Origin of the sequence: Streptomyces sp. NRRL S-1022 (genome assembly GCF_000720135.1) — a bacterium.
GTDB lineage: Bacteria > Actinomycetota > Actinomycetes > Streptomycetales > Streptomycetaceae > Streptomyces.
Genome location: NZ_JOIU01000003.1, coordinates 153,010 through 171,213, shown reverse-complemented (window position 1 = coordinate 171,213; position 18,204 = coordinate 153,010). Strand labels below are relative to the sequence as shown.

Genomic DNA, 18,204 nt, shown 5'->3' with positions numbered 1-18,204 from the left:
GGTTACTCTCCTTCAACCCGCATGATGCTGGCGACACCCCGCACGGTGTCGAGCTTGCGCAGTGCCTCGACGGTCCCGGACAGGGAGGCGTCGGAGGCCCGGTGGGTGACGACGACGAGGGAGGCCTCGCCGTCCTTGCCCTGCTGCCGAACGGTGTCGATCGACACGCCGTGTTCGGCGAAGACGGTGGCGACCTGGGCGAGCACACCCGGTTTGTCGGCCACGTCGAGGCTGATGTGGTACCGGGTGACGACCTGGCCCATCGGGGAGACGGTCAGGTCGGCGTACGCCGACTCGCCCGGCCCGGTGGTCCCGCTCAGCCGGTTCCGGCAGACCGCGACCAGGTCGCCCAGCACGGCCGAGGCGGTGGGCGAACCGCCGGCGCCGGGGCCGTAGAACATCAGCTGCCCGGCCGCGTCGGACTCCACGAAGACGGCGTTGTACGCGCCGCGGACGGAGGCGAGCGGGTGGGTGAGCGGGATCATCGCGGGGTGCACGCGCGCGGTGACGGACGTACCGTCCGCGGAGCGCTCGCAGATGGCGAGCAGCTTGATGGTGCAGCCCATCTCCTTGGCGGAGCGGAAGTCGGCGGCGGTGACCTCGGTCATGCCCTCGCGGTAGACGTCGTCCAGGCGCACGCGCGTGTGGAAGGCGATGCCGGCGAGGATGGCGGCCTTGGCGGCGGCGTCGAAGCCCTCGACGTCGGCGGTCGGGTCGGCCTCGGCGTACCCCAGGGCGGTGGCCTCGTCGAGCGCCTCCTGGTAGCCGGCGCCGGTCGAGTCCATCTTGTCGAGGATGAAGTTCGTGGTGCCGTTGACGATGCCGAGCACCCGGTTGACCTTGTCGCCGGCGAGCGACTCGCGCAGCGGGCGGATCAGCGGGATGGCCCCGGCGACGGCGGCCTCGTAGTAGAGGTCCCGGCCGTGCTCCCCGGCGGCGGCGTGCAGGGCGGCCCCGTCCTGGGCGAGCAGGGCCTTGTTGGCGGAGACGACGGAGGCGCCGTGCTCGAAGGCGGTGGTGATGAGCGCCCGGGCCGGCTCGATACCGCCGATGACCTCCACCACCACGTCGATGTCCCCGCGTTTGACGAGGGCGGTGGCGTCGGTGGTGACCAGGCCCGGGTCGATGCCCTCACGGACCTTGGAGGGCCGGCGCACGGCGACACCCGCCAGTTCCACGGGGGCGCCGATCCGGGCGGCGAGATCGTCGGCGTGCGTCGTCATGATGCGCGCCACCTCTGAGCCGACAACCCCACAGCCCAGCAGCGCCACCTTCAGCGGACGCGTACGCATCATCCGACCTCGTTTCCTCATACCGTCTACGGTTGGACCAGTCTCACTCACCGGACGGCAGTTTCTACCCCTGGTCCGGATCGTGAGACATCTATTTCATTTGTACGGGGGCGGAAGACCGTAGATCTTCCGCCACCGTTTCGTGCGGCGCGCCGGTCAGCCGACGTCGAGACGCAGGAGGTCCTCTTCGGTCTCCCGCCGGACGATCACCCGCGCCGCGCCGTCCTGCACGGCGACGACGGGCGGCCGGAGCACGTGGTTGTAGTTGCTGGCCATGGACCGGCAGTACGCACCGGTGGCCGGTACGGCGATGAGATCACCGGGCGCCAGGTCCGCCGGCAGGAACGCGTCCTTGACCACGATGTCGCCGCTCTCGCAGTGCTTGCCGACGACCCGGGTGAGCATCGGCTCGGCGTCGGAGGCGCGGGAGACGAGCGCGACGCTGTACTCGGCGTCGTAGAGCGCGGTCCGGATGTTGTCCGACATGCCGCCGTCGACGGAGACGTAGGTGCGCAGTCCGTCGAGCGCCTTGACCGTGCCGACCTCGTAGAGGGTGAAGGCGGTCGGGCCGACGATGGCGCGCCCCGGCTCGACGGAGATCCGCGGCGTCCGCAGCCGGGCGTTCTCGCACTCCCGGGTGACGATCTCGGTGAGCGCCTTGGCGATCTCGTGCGGCTCGCGCGGGTCGTCGCCGCTGGTGTAGGCGATGCCGAGGCCGCCACCGAGGTCGATCTCGGGCAGCTCGACCCCGTGCTCGTCCCGGATGTCCTTCAGCAGCCCGACGACCCGGTGGGCGGCGACCTCGAACCCGGACATGTCGAAGATCTGCGAACCGATGTGCGAGTGGATCCCGATCAGCTCCAGCCCGTCGAGCTGGAGGGCCCGCCGTACGGCCTCGGCGGCCTGCCCGCCGGCGAGCGGGATCCCGAACTTCTGGTCCTCGTGGGCGGTGGCGATGAACTCGTGGGTGTGCGCCTCCACGCCCACGGTGATCCGGATCTGGACCTTCTGCCGCTTCCCCAGCTCCTGCGCGATGTGCGCGACCCGCACGATCTCCTGGAAGGAGTCGAGCACGATCCGCCCGACCCCCGCGTCCATGGCGCGGCGGATCTCCTCGACGGACTTGTTGTTGCCGTGGAAGGCGATGCGCTCGGCGGGCATCCCGGCGGAGAGCGCGGTGGCCAGCTCGCCGCCGGAGCACACGTCCAGGTTGAGCCCCTCCTCGTCCAGCCACCGCACGACGGCCCGGGAGAGGAAGGCCTTCCCGGCGTAGAAGACGTCGGCGTCCGGGCCGAACGCGGCGCGCCAGGCCCGCGCGCGGGCCCGGAAGTCGGTCTCGTCGAGGACGTAGGCCGGGGTGCCGAACTCCTCGGCGAGCCGGGTGACGGGGACACCGCCGACGCTGACCACACCGTCGTCGCCGCGCGTGACGGTCTGGGCCCACACCTTCTGGTCCAGGACGTTGAGGTCGGCGGGGGGTGCGGAGTAGTGGCCCTCGGGCAGGACGTCGGCGTGGCGGGGCCCGGCGGGATGGGCGGAACGGCTCATGACGTGACTCTCAGACTCTCTGTCTCTGAGGGGCTCATCGGCTCGGGGGCCTCAGAGGTGTTCGGGTGCGTCGATGCCGAGCAGGGACAGGCCACCGGCCAGCACCGTCCCGGCGGCTTCGGCGAGGGCCAGCCGGGCACGGTGGGCGGCCGAGGGTTTCTCCTCGCCGACCGGAAGCACGCGGGGCAGCAGGGGCAGCACGGCATCGGCGACGGTGACGAGATGCCGGGCGACCCGGTCCGGGGCACGGTGGGTGGCGGCCGCGGAGAGGATGCGGGGGTGGTCGGCGAGGGGCGTGAGAAGACCCCGGGCGTCGTCCACGGGGCCGGGCTCGGCGTCGAACCCGAGGCGGGCGGCGTTGCGGCCGAGGGCACGGACACGGGCGTGGGCGTACCGCACCCGGAACAGCGGATTGGCCTCACGCTGGACGAGGTGGTCGGCGGTGATCCGGGGCCGGTCGTGCGCGGCGGGGTGCAGCAGCGCCCACCGGGCGGCGTCGGGGCCGAGCGGGGCGGGGTCCTCCGGGGCGGGCACGGGCCGCAGGGTGACGGGCTCGCCGTGCTCCACGGTGGCCCGGCCGCCCTGGGTCCCCACCAGCCGTACGACGGCGTCGGCTACGACCTCGGCCCGCACCTCGTACGGCACCCGCAGCACGACGACCTGCCCGGCGAGGGCGTCGCCGTGCCCGTACCGGGCGCCCGTGCGCCGGATCTCCCGCACGAGGCCCGCGACGGGATCGACCCGCCTGTCGAGACTGATGTTGAGGAACCCCGGCCCGGTGACGACGACGTCCCGGATCCCGTGGGCCTCCGCGAGGCGGACCCGCACGATCTCGGCCACCCGCCGCGCCGGCTGCCCGGCCGGCCGGGCGAGCTGCAACGCGACGGTCGTGGCGAAGTCCCCGCACCCCCCGGGCCCCGGCTCGCTCACCACGACCCGCTCGGGCACGGTCACACACAGCTCCCCGTCGTCCACAGCACGACGCACCGCACCCAGCACGGCACGGGACAGCTCGACGGGGGTCACGGGACAAGCGTAGGGGAGGAGGGGGGTGGGGGTGGTAGCCGGTTATGCGGGGGGTCCGAACCGGACCCCCCGACCGCGACCGGTGGACCTTGCCTGTCCGGGCGCCCTTCACTGTCCGGGCGCCCTTGCCTGTCCGGGCGACCTTCACCGTCCGGTCGACCTTGCCTGTCCGGGCGACCTTCACTGTCCGGGCGAGACTCCAGGGCCGGGGAAGACCCCGACTCCGTGACCGGGGGAACCCCCGTCACCGTCGGCCTCCCCGTCACCACCCCCGCCCGGCTCTCCCCCGCCGGTGCCGCCCCCGCCCCTGCTCGCCTCTCCCTCACGCCCCTCGGGTGCGGTGCGCCGCTCGATGAGGTGCTTCACGAGCTGGACGAGTTCGGCCGGCTCGAAGGGCTTGGCCAGAAACGCGTCCACACCGACATCGAGGCCGGCCTCGACCTCGTACTGCGTACACGCGCTGATGATGGCGAGGGGCAGGTGGTGGGTACGGGGATCGGCCCGGAGCCGGGCGGCGGTACGGAGCCCGTCCAGCCGGGGCATGACGACATCGAGTGTCACGAGGTCGGGCCGCACCTGGTGCACCACGTCCAGACACTCGGCACCATCGGCCGCGGTCACGACCTCTAGCCCTTCCAGCTCGAGGTTGACCCTGATCAGCTGCCGGATGACCTTGTTGTCGTCCACAACAAGCACCCGGCCCGGAGTGCCTGGCACACGTCGAGAGTAGGTCCGGTCCGGCCACCGCGTCCGGGTTTTCCCCACTTCCACCCCCTCCAGGGGACCACCCGGAAAACCGAGTTCCTGATCACCCCGCAGGACCTGCTAGTGTTCTACCCGTCGCCGCGAGCGAAGAGCTCAGCAGCCGACACGCCCCCGTAGCTCAGGGGATAGAGCAACGGCCTCCGGAGCCGTGTGCGCAGGTTCGAATCCTGCCGGGGGCACCCAGCATGAGGTGCCCAAAGACCCCGTCACCAGCGGAAACGCTGAGGCCGGGGTCTTCGCGTATGTGCAGGCGTGTGCGGCCCGAGGCGGCCGTATGACGGGGTCTGTGGACTATTCGTGGACAGGAACTGAGCGGGTCTGCCCAGGTCACAGTGGCTGTTTTGAAGCGGGCGCAGCCCGGCGTGCCGGTGCCGCTCCAGATCCGCGGCGCCGAATACGCTGCGGCTGACTGCCGCACGGGGGCGACTCTTCACGTCGGTCCGGACGGCCCAGCCGCCGCATGCAGGAAGGGGTGTGGCATGAGGTCTCCAGGCGTACACCTGCGCGAGATCACCGACGACAACCGGGATGCCGTTCGTGCCCTCCGTGTCCGACGCGACCAGAAGCGGTTCGTCGCCTCCGTGTCCAAGTCGCTCAAGCAGGCGGCACAGCACCCGGAGGCCAACCCCTGGTACCGCGGGGTGTACATCGGCGACGAGCCAGTCGGCTTCGTGATGCTGTCGTGGAAGCCGCCGGCTGGTCCCTACAAAGGACGGCACTTCATCTGGCGCCTCCTCATCGACAAGCGGCACCAGAGGCGAGGGATCGGCCGAGAGACCCTCACGCAAATTGCCGCTCTCGTGCGCGCGGACGGCGCCACCGAGCTACTGACCAGCTACGATCCCGGCGACGGCGAACCGTGGCCGTTCTACCAGAAGTTCGGGTTCGAGCCCACCGGGGAGATCGACGACGGCGAGATCGTTCTGCGGCTCGTCTTCCCCGCTCAGTAAGCTCATCGGCCAGCGGCCGATGCCCTGGGACCGGGACGCGACGAAGCCCCCGACCCGCGCAGGGGCCAGGGGCTAATGGCTATGTGCCTCGTCACTCGTATTCGCGCAGCAACTCTTCGATCTTGCGGTTGGCGATTTCCTGCCGTCCATCAATGCATTTGGCGTAGCGGCTCAGCAGCACCTCAACACTGTTGCCCGCACGTTCGGCCACCTCGGTCGGATCCACCCCAGAGTTGAGCCACGTCGACAGCGCCGAGTGTCGGAGGTCGTACGGCCGCGCAGCGAGCGGCGAGGCGACGGCAGCCGGCGGGAGCCCGAGCGCCCGAGCCTCCTGCCACACGCGGTAGTACGTGGACGAGCCAACCACTCCCCCACGCTCGTTGGTGAACAGCCGCCCGTCCTCAGCAGTACCGAACGTATCGAGGTGCTGCCGGAGGATGGTGACGAGCTGGGGCGGGATCGGCACGAGCCGGACTTCCTCCGCCGGCCGGTTCTTGAGTCCCCGGTCGTCGTGGGTCTCGCCGGAGTCGGTCCACTGCTTGCCGACGCTGGGACGCGTCCGGTTCAGCAGTGCTGTCCCCCAGCCGCCCTCGGGCAACCTCAGATCCGCGCTGGTGAGGCCCACGGCCTCAGCCGGCCGCAGGGCGCCGTAGTACATGCAGGCGAACAGGCCGACGAGTCGACGGCCGCGCGCCCGGCTATACCCACCGACGTACGAGACCGCAGTCAGCAGGGACCGAGCCTGCTCCGGATTGGCGACCACCCGAGGGTCGACTTCCCCGGCCACCTTGGGCTTCTTCCAGCGGATGGCCGTGATCGGGTTCTCTTTGAACTCTCCGAGGTCCACCGCATAGTGCACCGCATTGACGAGTGTCCGACGCTTGCGCCGAACCGTCTCCGCAGCTGCCGCCGTCCCGTCGAGTTTCAACTTCAGCGAGTCCAGGACGGCCCTGCCGATCGCAGCATCACCGAGGTCTGAAAGCGGGCGAGAGGCCTTGGCCACCCAGTGCAGAGCGTTCGCGATCTCGCTCGGCAATTCGCGATCACCTGGGCCGGGAAGGACGAACGCCCAGTTCCGAAGCGCCTTCCTGATCAGTTCCTCGGGAGGCTGACCCGGACGATCATCGAGAAGCGCCATTGTCACCGCGGTCAGCGCCTCATTGATCCCACTGCGAGTGTTGGGAGCCGCGTGCGGCCACTTCATAGCGAGATACCTCAGTGCAAAGGCGTACCAGCTCATCGACGCTGCCTTTTCGACCATCGAGTCAGGCAACCCAGTGACCGTGTCGAACTCCTCGCCGCCATGAGCGGCACGGAGCAGCTTGGAACGGTAGTGGTCCGCGAGCCCCTTGGTACGGAACTGCTCGGAAAAGACGCTTCCAGCCACAGTCCACCGGACGTCGAACGACGACTTCTTGGTGTTCCTCTTCCGGACGCCCCACACCTTCACATCAAGAGACTTCACGCCGCTGCCTCCAACTTCCGCAACCACGTAGTGAAGTCGCTCCGCCAGACGCGGAGTTGTCCATTCGGGAGCTTGAATGCCGCGGGTCCCTGACCGAGCTCGCGCCAACGGTAGAAGGTCCGGCGAGAGACACCACCCAGCTCATCGAGCACCTGGCGAACGGTCATTAGCTCGTCGTGAACATGCTGGTTCATGTCGGTTCTCCTTCCGTTTGCGTGTCGGTTGAGCGAGGAGAGGTGCCGCAAGCGATGAGGTGTTCTGCGTTCGTCCACCCGGTGCCGGCAAAGCGCCAGTGAGAGAGGACGAGGACGGTGTCCGGGGCTGGCAGGGGGTGGCCCGCATCGGCGGCGCGTGCGCGGGCCAAAGCATCGTTGTGGTCGGCGCGTGCTTGGCGGAGGGCGCCGAGGGTGACGGAGTAGGCGCGGGACTTGGTGGAGAAGTGGCCGCGGAAGCCGAGCATGTGGGCCCACTTGCGCAGGCGCAGGGCTTCGAGTTCGGGTAGCCCACCGAGGTGCCAGCAGGTGAGGATCATCCGGCGGGCGTGGTCGGTGACGCCGGAGCCGATCAGGTCCGTGATCGGGTTGCGGACGGGACGGTCCAGGGTGCCAGCGGTCTCGGTGCCCTTGGTGGCGTACTTGGCGATGTAGGCAGCCACGGCCCGGCTGGACAGCTCCGAAGCGCCCGCGAAGTCGGCGGAGCGAATGGGGCGGATGTCGAGTTGGTCGCCGAAGCGGAAGGTGTACGTGCGGCCGTCGAGCACGGGGCCGGGTGCCTCGGCGAGGCGGACCGCCGAGCGGATCGCGTCGGTGAGGAGTTCGGTCGTGGCCCAGGCCGGTGGGATGGAGTCGGCACCGTCCGGACCGTCGAGGCGGATGACGGCGTGGAAGTGGACTGCGCCGCGCCGCTGGTACTCGGCGACCTTGGCGTACGACACCTTGAGGCAGTCGCGCAGCGCGGTCCGGGTGACGCCTGCGCGGGAGGCGAGCTGTTGGCGCAGGTAGGTGGTGAAGCGGGCCCAGAGGGCTCCGGCGTGGGCGTTCCAGAGGACGGCTGCCCGGTAGTCGTACCGCTCCGCGTTCAGTGGTGTGCCCAGGGCGGGGTCGTCCTCCGGGTGGGAGCGTCCGCAGCGGCAGCGGCCACCGGCGGGGCGGTTGTGGACGGGGCCGAAGGAAGGGGCGGTGAACGTGGCGAAGACGCGGGGGTGTTGGGCGACGGCCGGACCAATGCCCTTGCCGCCACTCAGGCCGGCGGTGACCAGGTGGAAGGTGTCCTTGCGGTACGTCTCGGCGCAGGCCCTGCACCGGGTGGCGCGACGGTTGTTGCAGCGAATGAGGAGCTGTCCGGCAGGCAGGTCGCGGCCGATGACTTCCCGGACGATCTCGCCCGTGGCGGCGTGGACGTCGAGCCGGTGGCCCTCTATTCGGACGGGCCGCTCACAGCCGCCGAGACCCTGGATCTGCCGGGCGTAAGCACTGACGTCGCCGTGCCGGGCGAGGGCGGCCAGGTGACGGATGGCTCCCAGGGGAGCCAGCGGGCGCATGTGCGGGTTCCTCCTTGAGTGGTCCGGTGTTGGGCTGGCCACCCGGCTTGCCTGTCGAGGGGGCTAGACAGCAACGGCAAGCCGGGCGGGAAGGGGCTTTGAATCAGCGGCGGGTGAGCAGGGAGCGGGTGACGACGGCGCAGACGGCGACCGAGGTAGCGGTCAGGGCGACGGCGAGGAGCATCGAGACGAGGACGGCACCGACGACCAGGACCACGGCGGTGCCGCCGCCGACGAGAGCGAGCACGGTTCCGGGCGTGTGCTGGACAGCCGGACGGGATGCGACCGGAGCCTGGGAGGCCGGCGGCGTGGCCGAGCGAGCCGGGCTGACCGTGCTCGGCTGGATAACGGTGGGCGGGGCGGTCAGGCCGGTCGGCTGCGGCATGGTCGGGATCTTCGGCCGGAACATGAGGGATCTCCTTTCGCGGGTTACTTGACGAGGGAGTTGATGACGGGGGCCAGCAGGCTGTCGGCGAGGAGGTAGCCGCCGAGGAGGAGTACGGCAATGAGCCACCAGGGCGGACGGATGAGCTTGACGCCGAGGACGCCGACGACGAGCAGGGCGAGCCAGAGCGGAACGTCCATGGGGGTGGTCTCCTGTCAGGCCGAGCAGCGGTGGGTACGGGCGGCGAGTTCGGCGGCGGCGCGGGAGTCGTACTCGGCGGAGAAGTCGCAGCGGGGCGCGGTGCAGGCGGCCAGGTGGCGGTTCCTGCCCCGGTCGACGTAGGAGGCGACGTTCACGGGGCCGATGCGGCGGACGTTGCGGAAGCGGCGGTGCATGACGGTGCTCCTCTCAGAGGTGGGCGGCGACGGACGCGGTCATGGACGGGGGCAGGCCGAGCCGGGCGCGTACGGCGTCGGGGTCGGCGGGGCGGCCGGTGGTCGAGCGGTGTTCGTCGGCCAGGGCCCGGACACGGTCGATGAGCACGGGCGGCAGCGCGACGGCGGGGCCGGGCGGCGGAGCCGGGACGGTTTCCGGCTCGGACGTGGTGGGCTCGGGAGCCGGAGCTGATAGCGCGTCCGGTGCGGGAGCGTCGACGGCGGCCGGTGCGGTGGCCTGTTCCTCGGACGGGTCAGTGGTCGACGACTCCGGGACCGCCGACGTGTCCGGGCTGTGCGGCGTGTGGGCCAGGAGAGTGCCGCCGAAGAAGGCGACGGCGGGCCAGCCCGCGACGACGACGCGGAGCGAGGCGGGGACGTGTTCCAGGTCGAGGAGTCCGGCGGTGGCGACGTTGGCACCAAGAGATGCGGCCAGTGCCACCAGGAACCACAGCCGCGGGCTACTGGCCGCCTGCCCCGCTCGCTGCTGTTGCCTCATCCGGCGCCATGCGGCGACCAGCAGCAGGTCGGCGCTCACGGGGTAGGCCCACGCCTTCCAGCCGCCCTGTCCAGCCGCCGCCGCGAGGTCGTGGAGGTGGGAGAAGGACAGGGTGCCCGCGATGACGGCCTGGACGACAACGGCGTCCACGCGGACCATGTGGGCACGCATCGGCTCCGGTTCCTTCCTGCTTTGGGCATGGGAGGGGTAGGGACATGGCGCGAGGCGGTCACGCCGGCCGTGAGGTGATGGAGCGGGCTACTCGGTCACCGGGCGCGCGGTGGGCGCGACAGCGGTGACGGAGGACGATCCGGCGGACTGGACGGCAAGGGTGGGCCGGAAGGAGGCGAGCCGGGGCAGTTCCGGGACCAGGGCCGAGGTGTCGCGGCAGACGGCCGCCGCGTCGGCGAGGGTGAGGTGGGGCGAGCGGACACGGGACCAGCCGCCGGAGGAGTCGCCGACGACCGCGACACCAGGCCGTTCGGCGGGGATGGAAGTGGCGGCGAGCGCAGCCTCAGGCGAGATGTCGGCCAGCGCCATGTTCGCCGACGCTTCGTCGTTGACACGGTGGCAGACGCGGCCGGTCAGCTGAGCGCGCAGCATGGTCGCGCCTTTGCCGAGTTCGGCGCCGAAGCGCTGCCCGCAGACTTCAAGGTAGATTCCGGCCGCGCGGCCGAGCTGGGCGAGGCGGATGAGCTTGGTGACCATGGCGTCCCGCCGCTTCTCGTCGTCCTTGTTCGCGGCGAGGAAAAGTTCCGCCACCTCGTCCACGACGACCACGACCGGCACCGGCCGCACCGTTTCCGGCAGCCCCCACACGTCCGAGGTGAGGGTGGCATCCGGACCGGTCCCGCCACTGAGACCGATGAGCCGGAACCGCGCCTCCATCTCTTCCACCAACACGTCCAGGAGTTCGTTCGCGCGGTCCGGGTCGTCGGCGAGCGCCGACAGCCGGGGTGCGAACGGGGCCAGTTCGACGCCCCACTTGCAGTCGATCCCGACGAGCACGGCCCGTTGCCGGGCCAAGCCACACAGCAGGTTGCGCAGGTAGACGGACTTGCCGGACTGTGTGGCGCCCAGGATCAGTTCGTGCGGCACGGTGCGGAAGTCCCGTACGTGCCAACGGCCGTCCTCTCGTAGGGCCAAGGGCAGGCAGAGGGGGCCGGTCGAAACCCGACGGCGGGCGGGGCGTACTTCGGCGAGCACGTCCCAGCCGACCAACCGCACTTCGAGCCACCCCGGTTTCGTGGGGCGCACGTACACGGCATGGGCTCCCCAGGCGTGCCGCAGCCGGTCAGCCGAGGCGGTGAAGTCCTCGGGTGCCTGTCCGGTCGCCATACGCAGGCGCATCACGAGGCCCGACCCGGTCGGCAGTGGGAAAGTCCGCCGGGGCGGTACGGGCGCCGCCTGCCGCCCCATCATCCGGGCAGTGGCCCGGCGGACGGCCGAAGCCGGGACCGTCAGACCACACGCGTCCATCGTCGCCCGGTACGAGATGAGCAAGCGCAGCGCAACGACCGGATACCCGACCAACCACCAGAACACCACCGGCATGCGGCGACGCACCACCAGGAGCACGACCAGGACCAGCAGGACCGGTAACAGCACGCGCACTGTGTCGGCCATGGCGATCAGCCCTGCGCCGCGACCGGAGCGTTGACCATTACGGCGTCGGCCCGGTAGGCGATGCCGTGACGGGTCCGCCCGCCGAACTCGCTCTCCCAGGGCCGGGCCACCAGGCCCGACAGGATGACCGGCGCTCCCATGACCAGACCGTCTCCGATCCCCTGCTCCGGAACGGTGACCTTGATCATGTCCGAGCCACCGGCCGCGATGAACACCACCTCCAGCGTCATGAGCCGCTGATTGGTCACCGGGTCCACGGCGACCTCACCGGTCTGCCGGTCCCTGACCTTCACCTCGGGCAGCTTGGTGACGAGCAGCGTCGCGGCCGAGGTGTCTACGGGGATGACTCGCATCAATACCTCACTGAGTTGTCGGCGCCTTCGGTGATCGGCGTCGCTCGGACTGGATACCCCCCTAGACAGCACGGGGAGGCGCCCACCCAATTGTCTAGGGGGGTCGACAGTAAGGTAACCGACGCCCAGTCAACTGTCTAGGGGGGTATACGAGGTGGCTCCTGCCCGTGCGAACGCGCTACGGCAGGGTCCAGTGAAGGACGGTCGCGTCGTCGTGCGTCTTCCCGCGCGGCCAGCGGCGACCATGCGGGTCACAGTCCTCGGCCTCGCGAACCCGGCGGATCAATTCGTCCGGCCCGCAGGAACTCAGGACAGCCAACGTCTCTTCCCAGTCCGCGAGTTCGAAGCGGTCGACAAGTCGCGTTGCCCCATCGCTCAGCAGCGTCACCGACGCCAGTGAATCGAGGGGGACCGTCCCCGTCAGGGCATGCTCAGCGGCTTGGGGATCGGGGCCGGCGATCCAGAAGCCGCCCGGCCGGTTGCGGAGCCTCGTCAAGGCATCCCGATACTCGGCGAGTGCGGCGGAGTGCTCGGGCGAGCCGGTCGGCAGTGCGTCAACCGGTCCGCGTAGCCGCTTGCCGACCTCATCCAGGCGCCGGTCGGTGATGACAGTCGTACCGTCGCCCTTGTCCGCCAGGAGCAGGGAGGAGTCACCGAGGACAAGGTACTCCAGCCCCCCGAGGCCGACCCGCGTGGCAACGACCGTACTGGTCGGACTGGCCCGATAAGCCAGGTCGCAGCTGTCCTCGTGCAGGGATCGGACGAGGCGAATGGAGTCGGCGAGGCACTCGGCGAGGGGCCGTGCGCGGTGCGCGGTGATGCTGCGCAGCAGCAGGCCGCCCAACGTCCCGGAGAACCAGGCGACCCCGTGTGTGCACCCCGTCTCGGCCCCGGCGACGCCGGCACCGTCGAGCAGTACGGCCGCGCCAGCACCGGCAGCGGCGAAGTCCTCGGTCTCCCGGCCGGGGACGGCCGGAAGCGTGGCGAGGTCGATCCTCACGCCGCCGCTTCCTCATCGTGCCGGTACAGGGGGCAGAGCAGTTCCACGGACTGCGGTTCGCTGGTCTCCGTGTCGTACTCGACACCCACCAGCGTGGAGAACTGGTGATCGCCGACCTGCCCCCACAGATTGTTCAAGTCGTTGGCGAGCAACTGCACGACACCGAGAGAACCCTGGGTGTGGATACCGGCAATGGCGAGCAGCGAACCGTTTCCGTCCGGGCGCGAGAGCCGGCCGAGGTATCCGACGTCGTACGGCCGGGCCGGATCGCTGTCCTGGCCAGAGCGGTGCACAGTGCCGGTCTGCCGGTCCACCACCGTCCAGGGCCCGTCCTCGGCGCGCTGCCACTGCAAAACGGGATCCTGGGCGTACGTGTCCCACATCGCCTGGGACATGCGCGGACCGCAGACGACGATCAGGCCGTCGCGGTTGAGGTCGATCTCACCACTCACCGGCACGTGCTCCGAGGTGACGTCGAGCCCGTACGTCCGCGCCAGCTCCTCCAGTCGCTTGCCGGAACTGACGTCATCCACGGCGACGACCGTGCGACCGCGCTCATCGTCACGCCGCAGCGGTGTGGCGACAGTGACGGCACCCCGACCGAGAAAGGCCCCTTCCGGCGCAGGGCCAGTGTGCCGGATCTGGTGGATCCGCCCGCGACTCAGGCCGGCCTTTGCGGCGATCTGCGCGTACGACAGCCCCTGCGCATGCAGGTCCTGCACCACCCGCCGACGGAGGCGGGCCAACTCGGTCACCTCCTGCTGTGCGTCCGCCAACCGGGTCGTGACCTCGCGCAGGAGCAGGTACGGATCGTCAATCGCCATGATCCGTTGCAGTTCGTCCGACATGACCTCACCTCCCAGCAGCAGTACCCAGGAGTCTAGGGCCCTAGACGGTACGGGTGGCAGGCGCCGCCCGGTACGCACGCCGATCACATAGAAACGCGATCTCCTCCGGGGCACGCCCCTTGGGCTCACACCCCACCGCCGGCGAAGCAACCCCCCGCAGACACCGCACGTTTAACGCTCATGCGCTCGCCCGCACCAGCTCCGCCCAGACGGAGCGCCCGTCGGGCAAGATCGTGTAGCCCCAGTTCTTCGCCAAGGCATCAATCAGCCGTAGCCCGCGGCCCCCCTCTTCGCGGGTGGTGGCGGGGCACAGGTGAGGTACGCGATCGCCACCCTGGTCGATCACTTGGATCCGCACGAGATCGTCACCAAGGCCGACAACAACCAGGAACCAGCCACCCACCACGCCGCTGCGCGTGTGCCGCACGGCATTGGTTGCCAGCTCACTCACGATCAGGACGGCATCCTCGACCGGACCCCGATCCTCGAGCAGGGACGCGACGAAGTGACGAGCATGGGGCACCTCTTCCGGCAAGCCGGGGAAGACACGGCACCACTTGGTGAGCATGGGAACCTCTCCGTTCGTCTAGGGGTCTAGACAGCCTTGGCGGCAGAGTATTCCCGGTCCGATGCAGCAAGCTAGGCATCGAGAGGAATTATTCCTCTAAGGGGTGAGGGTGTCTCCCAAGTCGCGGAACTCTTTCATCACCAGCAACAGCAGCTCACGCAGCTCGGACCCGAAGAAGGCTGCGCGCTCAAAGCGAGCGAAGGTCTGCTCGTAGGCCGCCACTTCAGCAGCGTCAGTGGACACCCGCTCGCTGTCGAAGCTCTCGATCACGACCGCCCGCTGGTCGCACAAGGTGAAGCCGTGCCGTGGCAGCACCGGCACCGGCCGACGCCAGGGAATCACCCCGAGCCGTACCGTGCTCAGGCTCTCCACCGCCAGCAACCGGTCGAACTGCGCGAGCATCAGCGCCGGACTCCCCGGCCAGGTACGCAACACGGCTTCGGTGATCACGAACACCGACTCCCGTCCCGGCTCGTACAACACGCTCTGCCGATCCACACGGGCGGCGACGGCCCGACCGACAGCCTCAGGCGTCGCATGAGGAGCACTCTCGAAGACGTGCCGGGCGTACTCCGCGCTCTGCAACATGGCCGGCAGAACAACGCACTGGAAGGAGCGCACCAGCCGCGCGGACCGGACCGCTTCATCTACCGCCGTGCCGGTTCCCGTTGAGTCGGCTGCGGTCGAGCCAGAGTCGGTGGCGGCCATCACGCCGGCCAGGAGGTCATGTAGCTCACTACTGGTCGACTCATCCAGGCCCAGGGCCCGAGACAACCTGTCCAGCACGTCCGGACTGGGAACCATCCGGCCAGTCTCGACCTTGGACACGGTTGGTTGTCCCACGCTGGCACGCTGCGCCAGCGCAGCACCGGTCAGGCCAGCCTGTGTACGAAGCACACGAAGACGCGCTCCAAGCGCCTTCATCAGCTCCCGCCGCTCACTCCCCATGCCCAGGGTTCTACACCACGAGTCGGCAGACGCCGGTACTGCCAGCCACAACGATCAGCAGCCCGAGCATGATTCAAACTTTCTCTACTGGTTCAAGGCGGCTCGCTCCGCTCACCGCGCGCGGCCCGGCCCCCGGCCGGGCCTGCGCTCCTGTCTACGCCCCGCTCCAGCCCGGCCAGCGCCCGTGCCGCGCTCACAGCAATCAGCCACTTGCCGTCAGAGAAAGGGATACGTCGTGGCTGGGGCGGTCGGCTACACGGCTTTAGGCAGCCACTTTGGCGCGAGCCTCGAAGATCACGGCCCCAACGTCGTGCTTTACCGGGCAGGTCCACAGACTGCCCGACGCGCCGAAAGCTTACGGGGCCGTGATCACTCGCGCCAAAGCAGCTCCAGCCCAAAGCCGCTCCACCGACCTAACGGAGTCGTGGACCCACCATACACGGGCGCAATGCTGATCCCTTTTCTTTATTCCACTATCACGTGACTACGTGATGCTCTTGCCTTGAGAGGACGTCCTGGACGTACCGCCCTTTACTGGTACCGGAAATCATAAGGGATCGCCACATTTCCCGACTGCAGTTTTCGAACCGCCAGACCGTCCCAGAGTGAAACCGTACAAATATCCTTTCCGCCGCTTCATCGTACGCGCAAGCTGCGACCAATTTAGATTCCGAAACCCGTACCCAATCCAACATGGAAGACTACCCTCTCCGGGAATATGAGGCAATCGCATTCTCGATCGCGTCCACATCAACCGGATCATGGATGGGAGGGCGCAGGTAGGCATATTGCCTGAACATCTCGTTCTTGAATCGAATTAGACTGCTACGCTGGTAGCCAGGCGATGTCAGAACCTCGCCGTACTCATACGATTTGAGCTGCTTCACATATGTCGATGGTTTCGACACTCCGCAACTTCGGAGAATTGCATAAGCGTCTCCTGTCGGGATATCTTCGCCGGGCCAAGCGGCAAGAAGTCGCAGCACCTTCTCTCGCGTTATAGAATCACGGACGGCATGCTGGTAAGAATCGGCGAATTGCTGCGCAAAGCGCTTGTCGGTGAGTTTTCTTATCGCTTGTGTGATGTTTTCATTTGACACGGTCGCGCTCCCTTGCTCGTACGCCGCCAGCAGGGATTGCTGGCCAATGACATGAACGAACCAGGGGAACCCGACCGCTGTCCGGACTAGCCGGGTCCTTGCATCAGGAGCGAACTTGTAATTTAGACCTTGGGCGCGCAGTGAATGCAGTGCACGGTCTATCACGTCAGCCAACTCCCCATTACTCATTCGCGTCACCTGCACTGGAGCCAGATGGCGATCAATTGAGTGGTGGGAGAGGTGCAGATCGGCAACGCTTTGTGCTGCTCCGACCAACGCGAACCGCAGCTCGGGGCTACTCGAATTATGTAGAAAGGATGCGAATCCGGAGAGATCGGCCACCCTGTCGAGTTCGTCGATGACGAAAAGTATCCGCCGCTGGCCAACAGAGTCCATCATGGCCCTAACCAGACCCAAGAGCTTTTCTGATTGATTGAGCTTTTCATGCTTTATTCTGGCAGCTTCCTGCTGGTAAGTTTTCGTGGACTCAAGCTGGACCACCTTGAAGCTGAGTTGTTTCCTTGTCTTTCTATCGACTAGCTTGGAGACTTTTCTTGTCTTGCTCTCGAGGTCCACTTCCTCCATGCAGTTTATGAGCAACTGCAGCAGGTCGGCATCGTTGCGGATCTCGTCTGAGCATGTCGCATAGAAGACCATGAAAGCATCTTCTTGATCTATGGCGTGATCATGCGCACCCATCGAGTCGAGCAACTCAGTTGCACCCATCGCTATCCATTGCATTTGAATAGCCAAACTGCTCTTTCCCAAGCCTCGATCTCCGTAAATCAATGGAATCTCCGCAGCCGTGTGCAGCGAATCGGTCAGCTCGCGGACTTGCTCGTGTCTCCCGGCGAATAGCTTTGGATCCGTGATTTCATGCGACGGTGTAAAGGCGTTCAGGAGTGTCGCCCTGTGGGATTTCGGCATGGCCGCCCCCTGAATTTACTCACTCAGGCCGTCACAACCAGACTAGGACGTACGTCAGCCGCGCGCTTGTTCAGCAGTCAAGGTTTGATTGAGCATATGAAGGGCTCCAGGCGCTGTCATGAACAGCGGTGCCTCGCCCTCGCCAGCGGAAGATGGGGACAGCCAGCGGCCGGGACACGTGCGTCCGAGTTGTACTTCAGCGTCCGCTGGGCCTCTCCTAGGCGGGGCGACCGCACGCTACGTGGTGCGCCGCCTGCGCCAACGGCGCGCAGACCACCAGGCCAGCCGATATATCTGCCACCTGGCCGGCAGGTACCACAGATCGTCCCGGCAGACGTCCGTGAACTCGCGCTGTGCCTCGACGACCAGGCGCACCGCGGCATTCACCTTGTCTTCGGCGGCGCCCATCCCGAGATCGAACAGCGCGGTCAGCCGGTCCAGAACGGCATGAGCCGATTCGAGCGGCGCCGGATTGGCCACAAGCCGCAGCTCCAGGTACGCCTGGAGTATCTCGCTCTGCTGCGCGCGAAGGTCACGCAAAGACTCAACCGCTGCCTGTTCGCCTTTGATGGGCCGGAAGACCAGAGGGATGCGCCTTTTGCCCCAGTAGGTCGTATAGAGATGCAATTCTAGGTGCCAGCGCGCCATGAGCGTGTGCGCTTCAGTTACCGCAGCCTGAAACCGTGCGTAGACCTGCCGGCGCTCATCCCTGCTTCCCAGCCGCACGCCGGCCTTGGACGTGAGCTGCTTCGCAACAGCAGAGGTCAGGGCCTTGGCTGCCGATGAACTGGCCGCGCTGATTGGATCAACCACCCTGGCAGTGTGCAACAGGATGGCCCTGGAGCGGAATTGTGCTGCGCTGACGGCATGACCAGCAGCAGAATCCCGGTGCGGCCTCATCACTAGGAGCCGTCATGTCGCGATCCCTGG

21 protein-coding genes and 1 tRNA gene are annotated in these 18,204 nt (G+C 68.1%); 2 read left to right on the top strand and 20 right to left on the bottom strand.

Going from position 1 to position 18,204, the window contains the following annotated elements; genetic code table 11:
- Positions 1 to 2: 2 nt before the first annotated feature.
- The 4 genes from IG05_RS0104230 to IG05_RS41865 form a co-directional block, all read right to left on the bottom strand.
- Positions 3 to 1,295: a homoserine dehydrogenase gene (locus IG05_RS0104230; protein ID WP_030339235.1), complete on the bottom strand. Its 1,293-nt coding sequence runs from the start codon at positions 1,293 to 1,295 to the stop codon at positions 3 to 5.
- 153 nt (positions 1,296 to 1,448) lie between these two features.
- Positions 1,449 to 2,840, bottom strand: coding sequence for a diaminopimelate decarboxylase (lysA, locus tag IG05_RS0104225; protein WP_030339233.1), 1,392 nt, complete (start codon positions 2,838 to 2,840; stop codon positions 1,449 to 1,451).
- 51 nt (positions 2,841 to 2,891) lie between these two features.
- A complete protein-coding gene (gene nrtL / locus IG05_RS0104220) occupies positions 2,892 to 3,866 on the bottom strand; it encodes an ArgS-related anticodon-binding protein NrtL (RefSeq protein WP_030339231.1) in 975 nt (324 codons plus the stop codon).
- Positions 3,867 to 4,046: 180 nt separating this feature from the next.
- On the bottom strand, positions 4,047 to 4,631 hold the full coding sequence (locus tag IG05_RS41865) for a response regulator (RefSeq protein ID WP_078893900.1): 585 nt from the start codon (positions 4,629 to 4,631) through the stop codon (positions 4,047 to 4,049).
- Positions 4,632 to 4,738: 107 nt separating this feature from the next.
- Here IG05_RS41865 and IG05_RS0104210 point away from each other — a divergent pair.
- Positions 4,739 to 4,810: transfer RNA gene (locus tag IG05_RS0104210), tRNA-Arg, on the top strand.
- A gap of 300 nt (positions 4,811 to 5,110) precedes the next feature.
- Positions 5,111 to 5,581, top strand: coding sequence for a GNAT family N-acetyltransferase (locus IG05_RS0104205; protein ID WP_030339228.1), 471 nt, complete (start codon positions 5,111 to 5,113; stop codon positions 5,579 to 5,581).
- A 91-nt stretch (positions 5,582 to 5,672) separates the two neighbouring features.
- Here the strand turns inward: IG05_RS0104205 and IG05_RS0104200 are convergent, their stop codons facing one another.
- The 16 genes from IG05_RS0104200 to IG05_RS0104135 all read right to left on the bottom strand — a co-directional run bounded on the left by IG05_RS0104200 (position 5,673) and on the right by IG05_RS0104135 (position 18,087).
- Entirely contained in the window at positions 5,673 to 7,046 is a 1,374-nt protein-coding gene (locus IG05_RS0104200) for a tyrosine-type recombinase/integrase (protein WP_030339226.1), read from the bottom strand.
- Positions 7,043 to 7,213: a helix-turn-helix transcriptional regulator gene (locus tag IG05_RS0104195; RefSeq protein WP_199808245.1), complete on the bottom strand. Its 171-nt coding sequence runs from the start codon at positions 7,211 to 7,213 to the stop codon at positions 7,043 to 7,045. Before IG05_RS0104195 ends, IG05_RS0104200 begins: the two co-directional genes overlap by 4 nt.
- 23 nt (positions 7,214 to 7,236) lie before the next feature.
- Positions 7,237 to 8,586, bottom strand: coding sequence for a replication initiator (locus tag IG05_RS0104190; RefSeq protein WP_030339223.1), 1,350 nt, complete (start codon positions 8,584 to 8,586; stop codon positions 7,237 to 7,239).
- Between the two features lie 103 nt (positions 8,587 to 8,689).
- Positions 8,690 to 8,995, bottom strand: a complete 306-nt coding sequence (locus IG05_RS0104185; RefSeq protein WP_030339221.1) for a hypothetical protein — start codon at positions 8,993 to 8,995, stop codon at positions 8,690 to 8,692.
- A 20-nt stretch (positions 8,996 to 9,015) separates the two neighbouring features.
- Entirely contained in the window at positions 9,016 to 9,171 is a 156-nt protein-coding gene (locus tag IG05_RS46655; RefSeq protein WP_107051284.1) for a hypothetical protein, read from the bottom strand.
- A gap of 15 nt (positions 9,172 to 9,186) precedes the next feature.
- Positions 9,187 to 9,366 (bottom strand): mobile element transfer protein, encoded by a 180-nt coding sequence (locus IG05_RS0104175; RefSeq protein ID WP_030339219.1) that lies wholly within the window; start codon positions 9,364 to 9,366, stop codon positions 9,187 to 9,189.
- A gap of 13 nt (positions 9,367 to 9,379) precedes the next feature.
- The gene (locus tag IG05_RS0104170) at positions 9,380 to 10,075 is read right to left on the bottom strand and encodes a DUF2637 domain-containing protein (protein WP_030339218.1); all 696 of its coding nucleotides are present in this window, start codon (positions 10,073 to 10,075) and stop codon (positions 9,380 to 9,382) included.
- Positions 10,076 to 10,162: 87 nt separating this feature from the next.
- Positions 10,163 to 11,530, bottom strand: coding sequence for an FtsK/SpoIIIE domain-containing protein (locus IG05_RS0104165; RefSeq protein ID WP_030339217.1), 1,368 nt, complete (start codon positions 11,528 to 11,530; stop codon positions 10,163 to 10,165).
- Between the two features lie 5 nt (positions 11,531 to 11,535).
- A complete protein-coding gene (locus IG05_RS0104160) occupies positions 11,536 to 11,883 on the bottom strand; it encodes a hypothetical protein (RefSeq protein WP_030339215.1) in 348 nt (115 codons plus the stop codon).
- A gap of 178 nt (positions 11,884 to 12,061) precedes the next feature.
- Positions 12,062 to 12,883: a hypothetical protein gene (locus tag IG05_RS0104155; RefSeq protein ID WP_030339208.1), complete on the bottom strand. Its 822-nt coding sequence runs from the start codon at positions 12,881 to 12,883 to the stop codon at positions 12,062 to 12,064.
- Entirely contained in the window at positions 12,880 to 13,731 is an 852-nt protein-coding gene (locus IG05_RS0104150) for an RNA polymerase subunit sigma-24 (RefSeq protein ID WP_030339207.1), read from the bottom strand. The genes IG05_RS0104155 and IG05_RS0104150 overlap by 4 nt, the downstream gene beginning before the upstream one ends.
- Before the next feature lie 178 nt (positions 13,732 to 13,909).
- Positions 13,910 to 14,299 (bottom strand): ATP-binding protein, encoded by a 390-nt coding sequence (locus IG05_RS0104145; protein ID WP_030339205.1) that lies wholly within the window; start codon positions 14,297 to 14,299, stop codon positions 13,910 to 13,912.
- Between the two features lie 96 nt (positions 14,300 to 14,395).
- Complete coding sequence (locus IG05_RS0104140; protein ID WP_078893892.1) at positions 14,396 to 15,247, bottom strand: helix-turn-helix domain-containing protein; 852 nt, start codon at positions 15,245 to 15,247, stop codon at positions 14,396 to 14,398.
- 476 nt (positions 15,248 to 15,723) lie between these two features.
- Complete coding sequence (locus tag IG05_RS50480) at positions 15,724 to 15,942, bottom strand: KTSC domain-containing protein (protein ID WP_078893890.1); 219 nt, start codon at positions 15,940 to 15,942, stop codon at positions 15,724 to 15,726.
- A 6-nt stretch (positions 15,943 to 15,948) separates the two neighbouring features.
- Complete coding sequence (locus IG05_RS47650) at positions 15,949 to 17,274, bottom strand: ATP-binding protein (protein ID WP_158838772.1); 1,326 nt, start codon at positions 17,272 to 17,274, stop codon at positions 15,949 to 15,951.
- A 237-nt stretch (positions 17,275 to 17,511) separates the two neighbouring features.
- The gene (locus IG05_RS0104135; RefSeq protein WP_158838770.1) at positions 17,512 to 18,087 is read right to left on the bottom strand and encodes a hypothetical protein; all 576 of its coding nucleotides are present in this window, start codon (positions 18,085 to 18,087) and stop codon (positions 17,512 to 17,514) included.
- Positions 18,088 to 18,204: the final 117 nt, after the last annotated feature.

Bases quoted from the DNA above. Each gene is read 5' to 3' on its own strand.
- IG05_RS0104145 (WP_030339205.1), bottom strand. From the start codon at position 14,299: ATGCTCACCAAGTGGTGCCGTGTCTTCCCCGGCTTGCCGGAAGAGGTG.
- IG05_RS0104195 (WP_199808245.1), bottom strand. From the start codon at position 7,213: ATGACCGTTCGCCAGGTGCTCGATGAGCTGGGTGGTGTCTCTCGCCGG.
- IG05_RS0104170 (WP_030339218.1), bottom strand. From the start codon at position 10,075: ATGCGTGCCCACATGGTCCGCGTGGACGCCGTTGTCGTCCAGGCCGTC.
- IG05_RS0104165 (WP_030339217.1), bottom strand. From the start codon at position 11,530: ATGGCCGACACAGTGCGCGTGCTGTTACCGGTCCTGCTGGTCCTGGTC.
- IG05_RS0104160 (WP_030339215.1), bottom strand. From the start codon at position 11,883: ATGCGAGTCATCCCCGTAGACACCTCGGCCGCGACGCTGCTCGTCACC.
- IG05_RS46655 (WP_107051284.1), bottom strand. From the start codon at position 9,171: ATGGACGTTCCGCTCTGGCTCGCCCTGCTCGTCGTCGGCGTCCTCGGC.
- IG05_RS0104175 (WP_030339219.1), bottom strand. From the start codon at position 9,366: ATGCACCGCCGCTTCCGCAACGTCCGCCGCATCGGCCCCGTGAACGTC.
- IG05_RS0104230 (WP_030339235.1), bottom strand. From the start codon at position 1,295: ATGATGCGTACGCGTCCGCTGAAGGTGGCGCTGCTGGGCTGTGGGGTT.
- IG05_RS0104190 (WP_030339223.1), bottom strand. From the start codon at position 8,586: ATGCGCCCGCTGGCTCCCCTGGGAGCCATCCGTCACCTGGCCGCCCTC.
- IG05_RS0104205 (WP_030339228.1), top strand. From the start codon at position 5,111: ATGAGGTCTCCAGGCGTACACCTGCGCGAGATCACCGACGACAACCGG.
- IG05_RS0104150 (WP_030339207.1), bottom strand. From the start codon at position 13,731: ATGTCGGACGAACTGCAACGGATCATGGCGATTGACGATCCGTACCTG.
- IG05_RS47650 (WP_158838772.1), bottom strand. From the start codon at position 17,274: ATGCCGAAATCCCACAGGGCGACACTCCTGAACGCCTTTACACCGTCG.
- IG05_RS50480 (WP_078893890.1), bottom strand. From the start codon at position 15,942: ATGTTGGATTGGGTACGGGTTTCGGAATCTAAATTGGTCGCAGCTTGC.
- IG05_RS0104185 (WP_030339221.1), bottom strand. From the start codon at position 8,995: ATGTTCCGGCCGAAGATCCCGACCATGCCGCAGCCGACCGGCCTGACC.
- IG05_RS0104140 (WP_078893892.1), bottom strand. From the start codon at position 15,247: ATGGGGAGTGAGCGGCGGGAGCTGATGAAGGCGCTTGGAGCGCGTCTT.
- lysA (WP_030339233.1), bottom strand. From the start codon at position 2,840: ATGAGCCGTTCCGCCCATCCCGCCGGGCCCCGCCACGCCGACGTCCTG.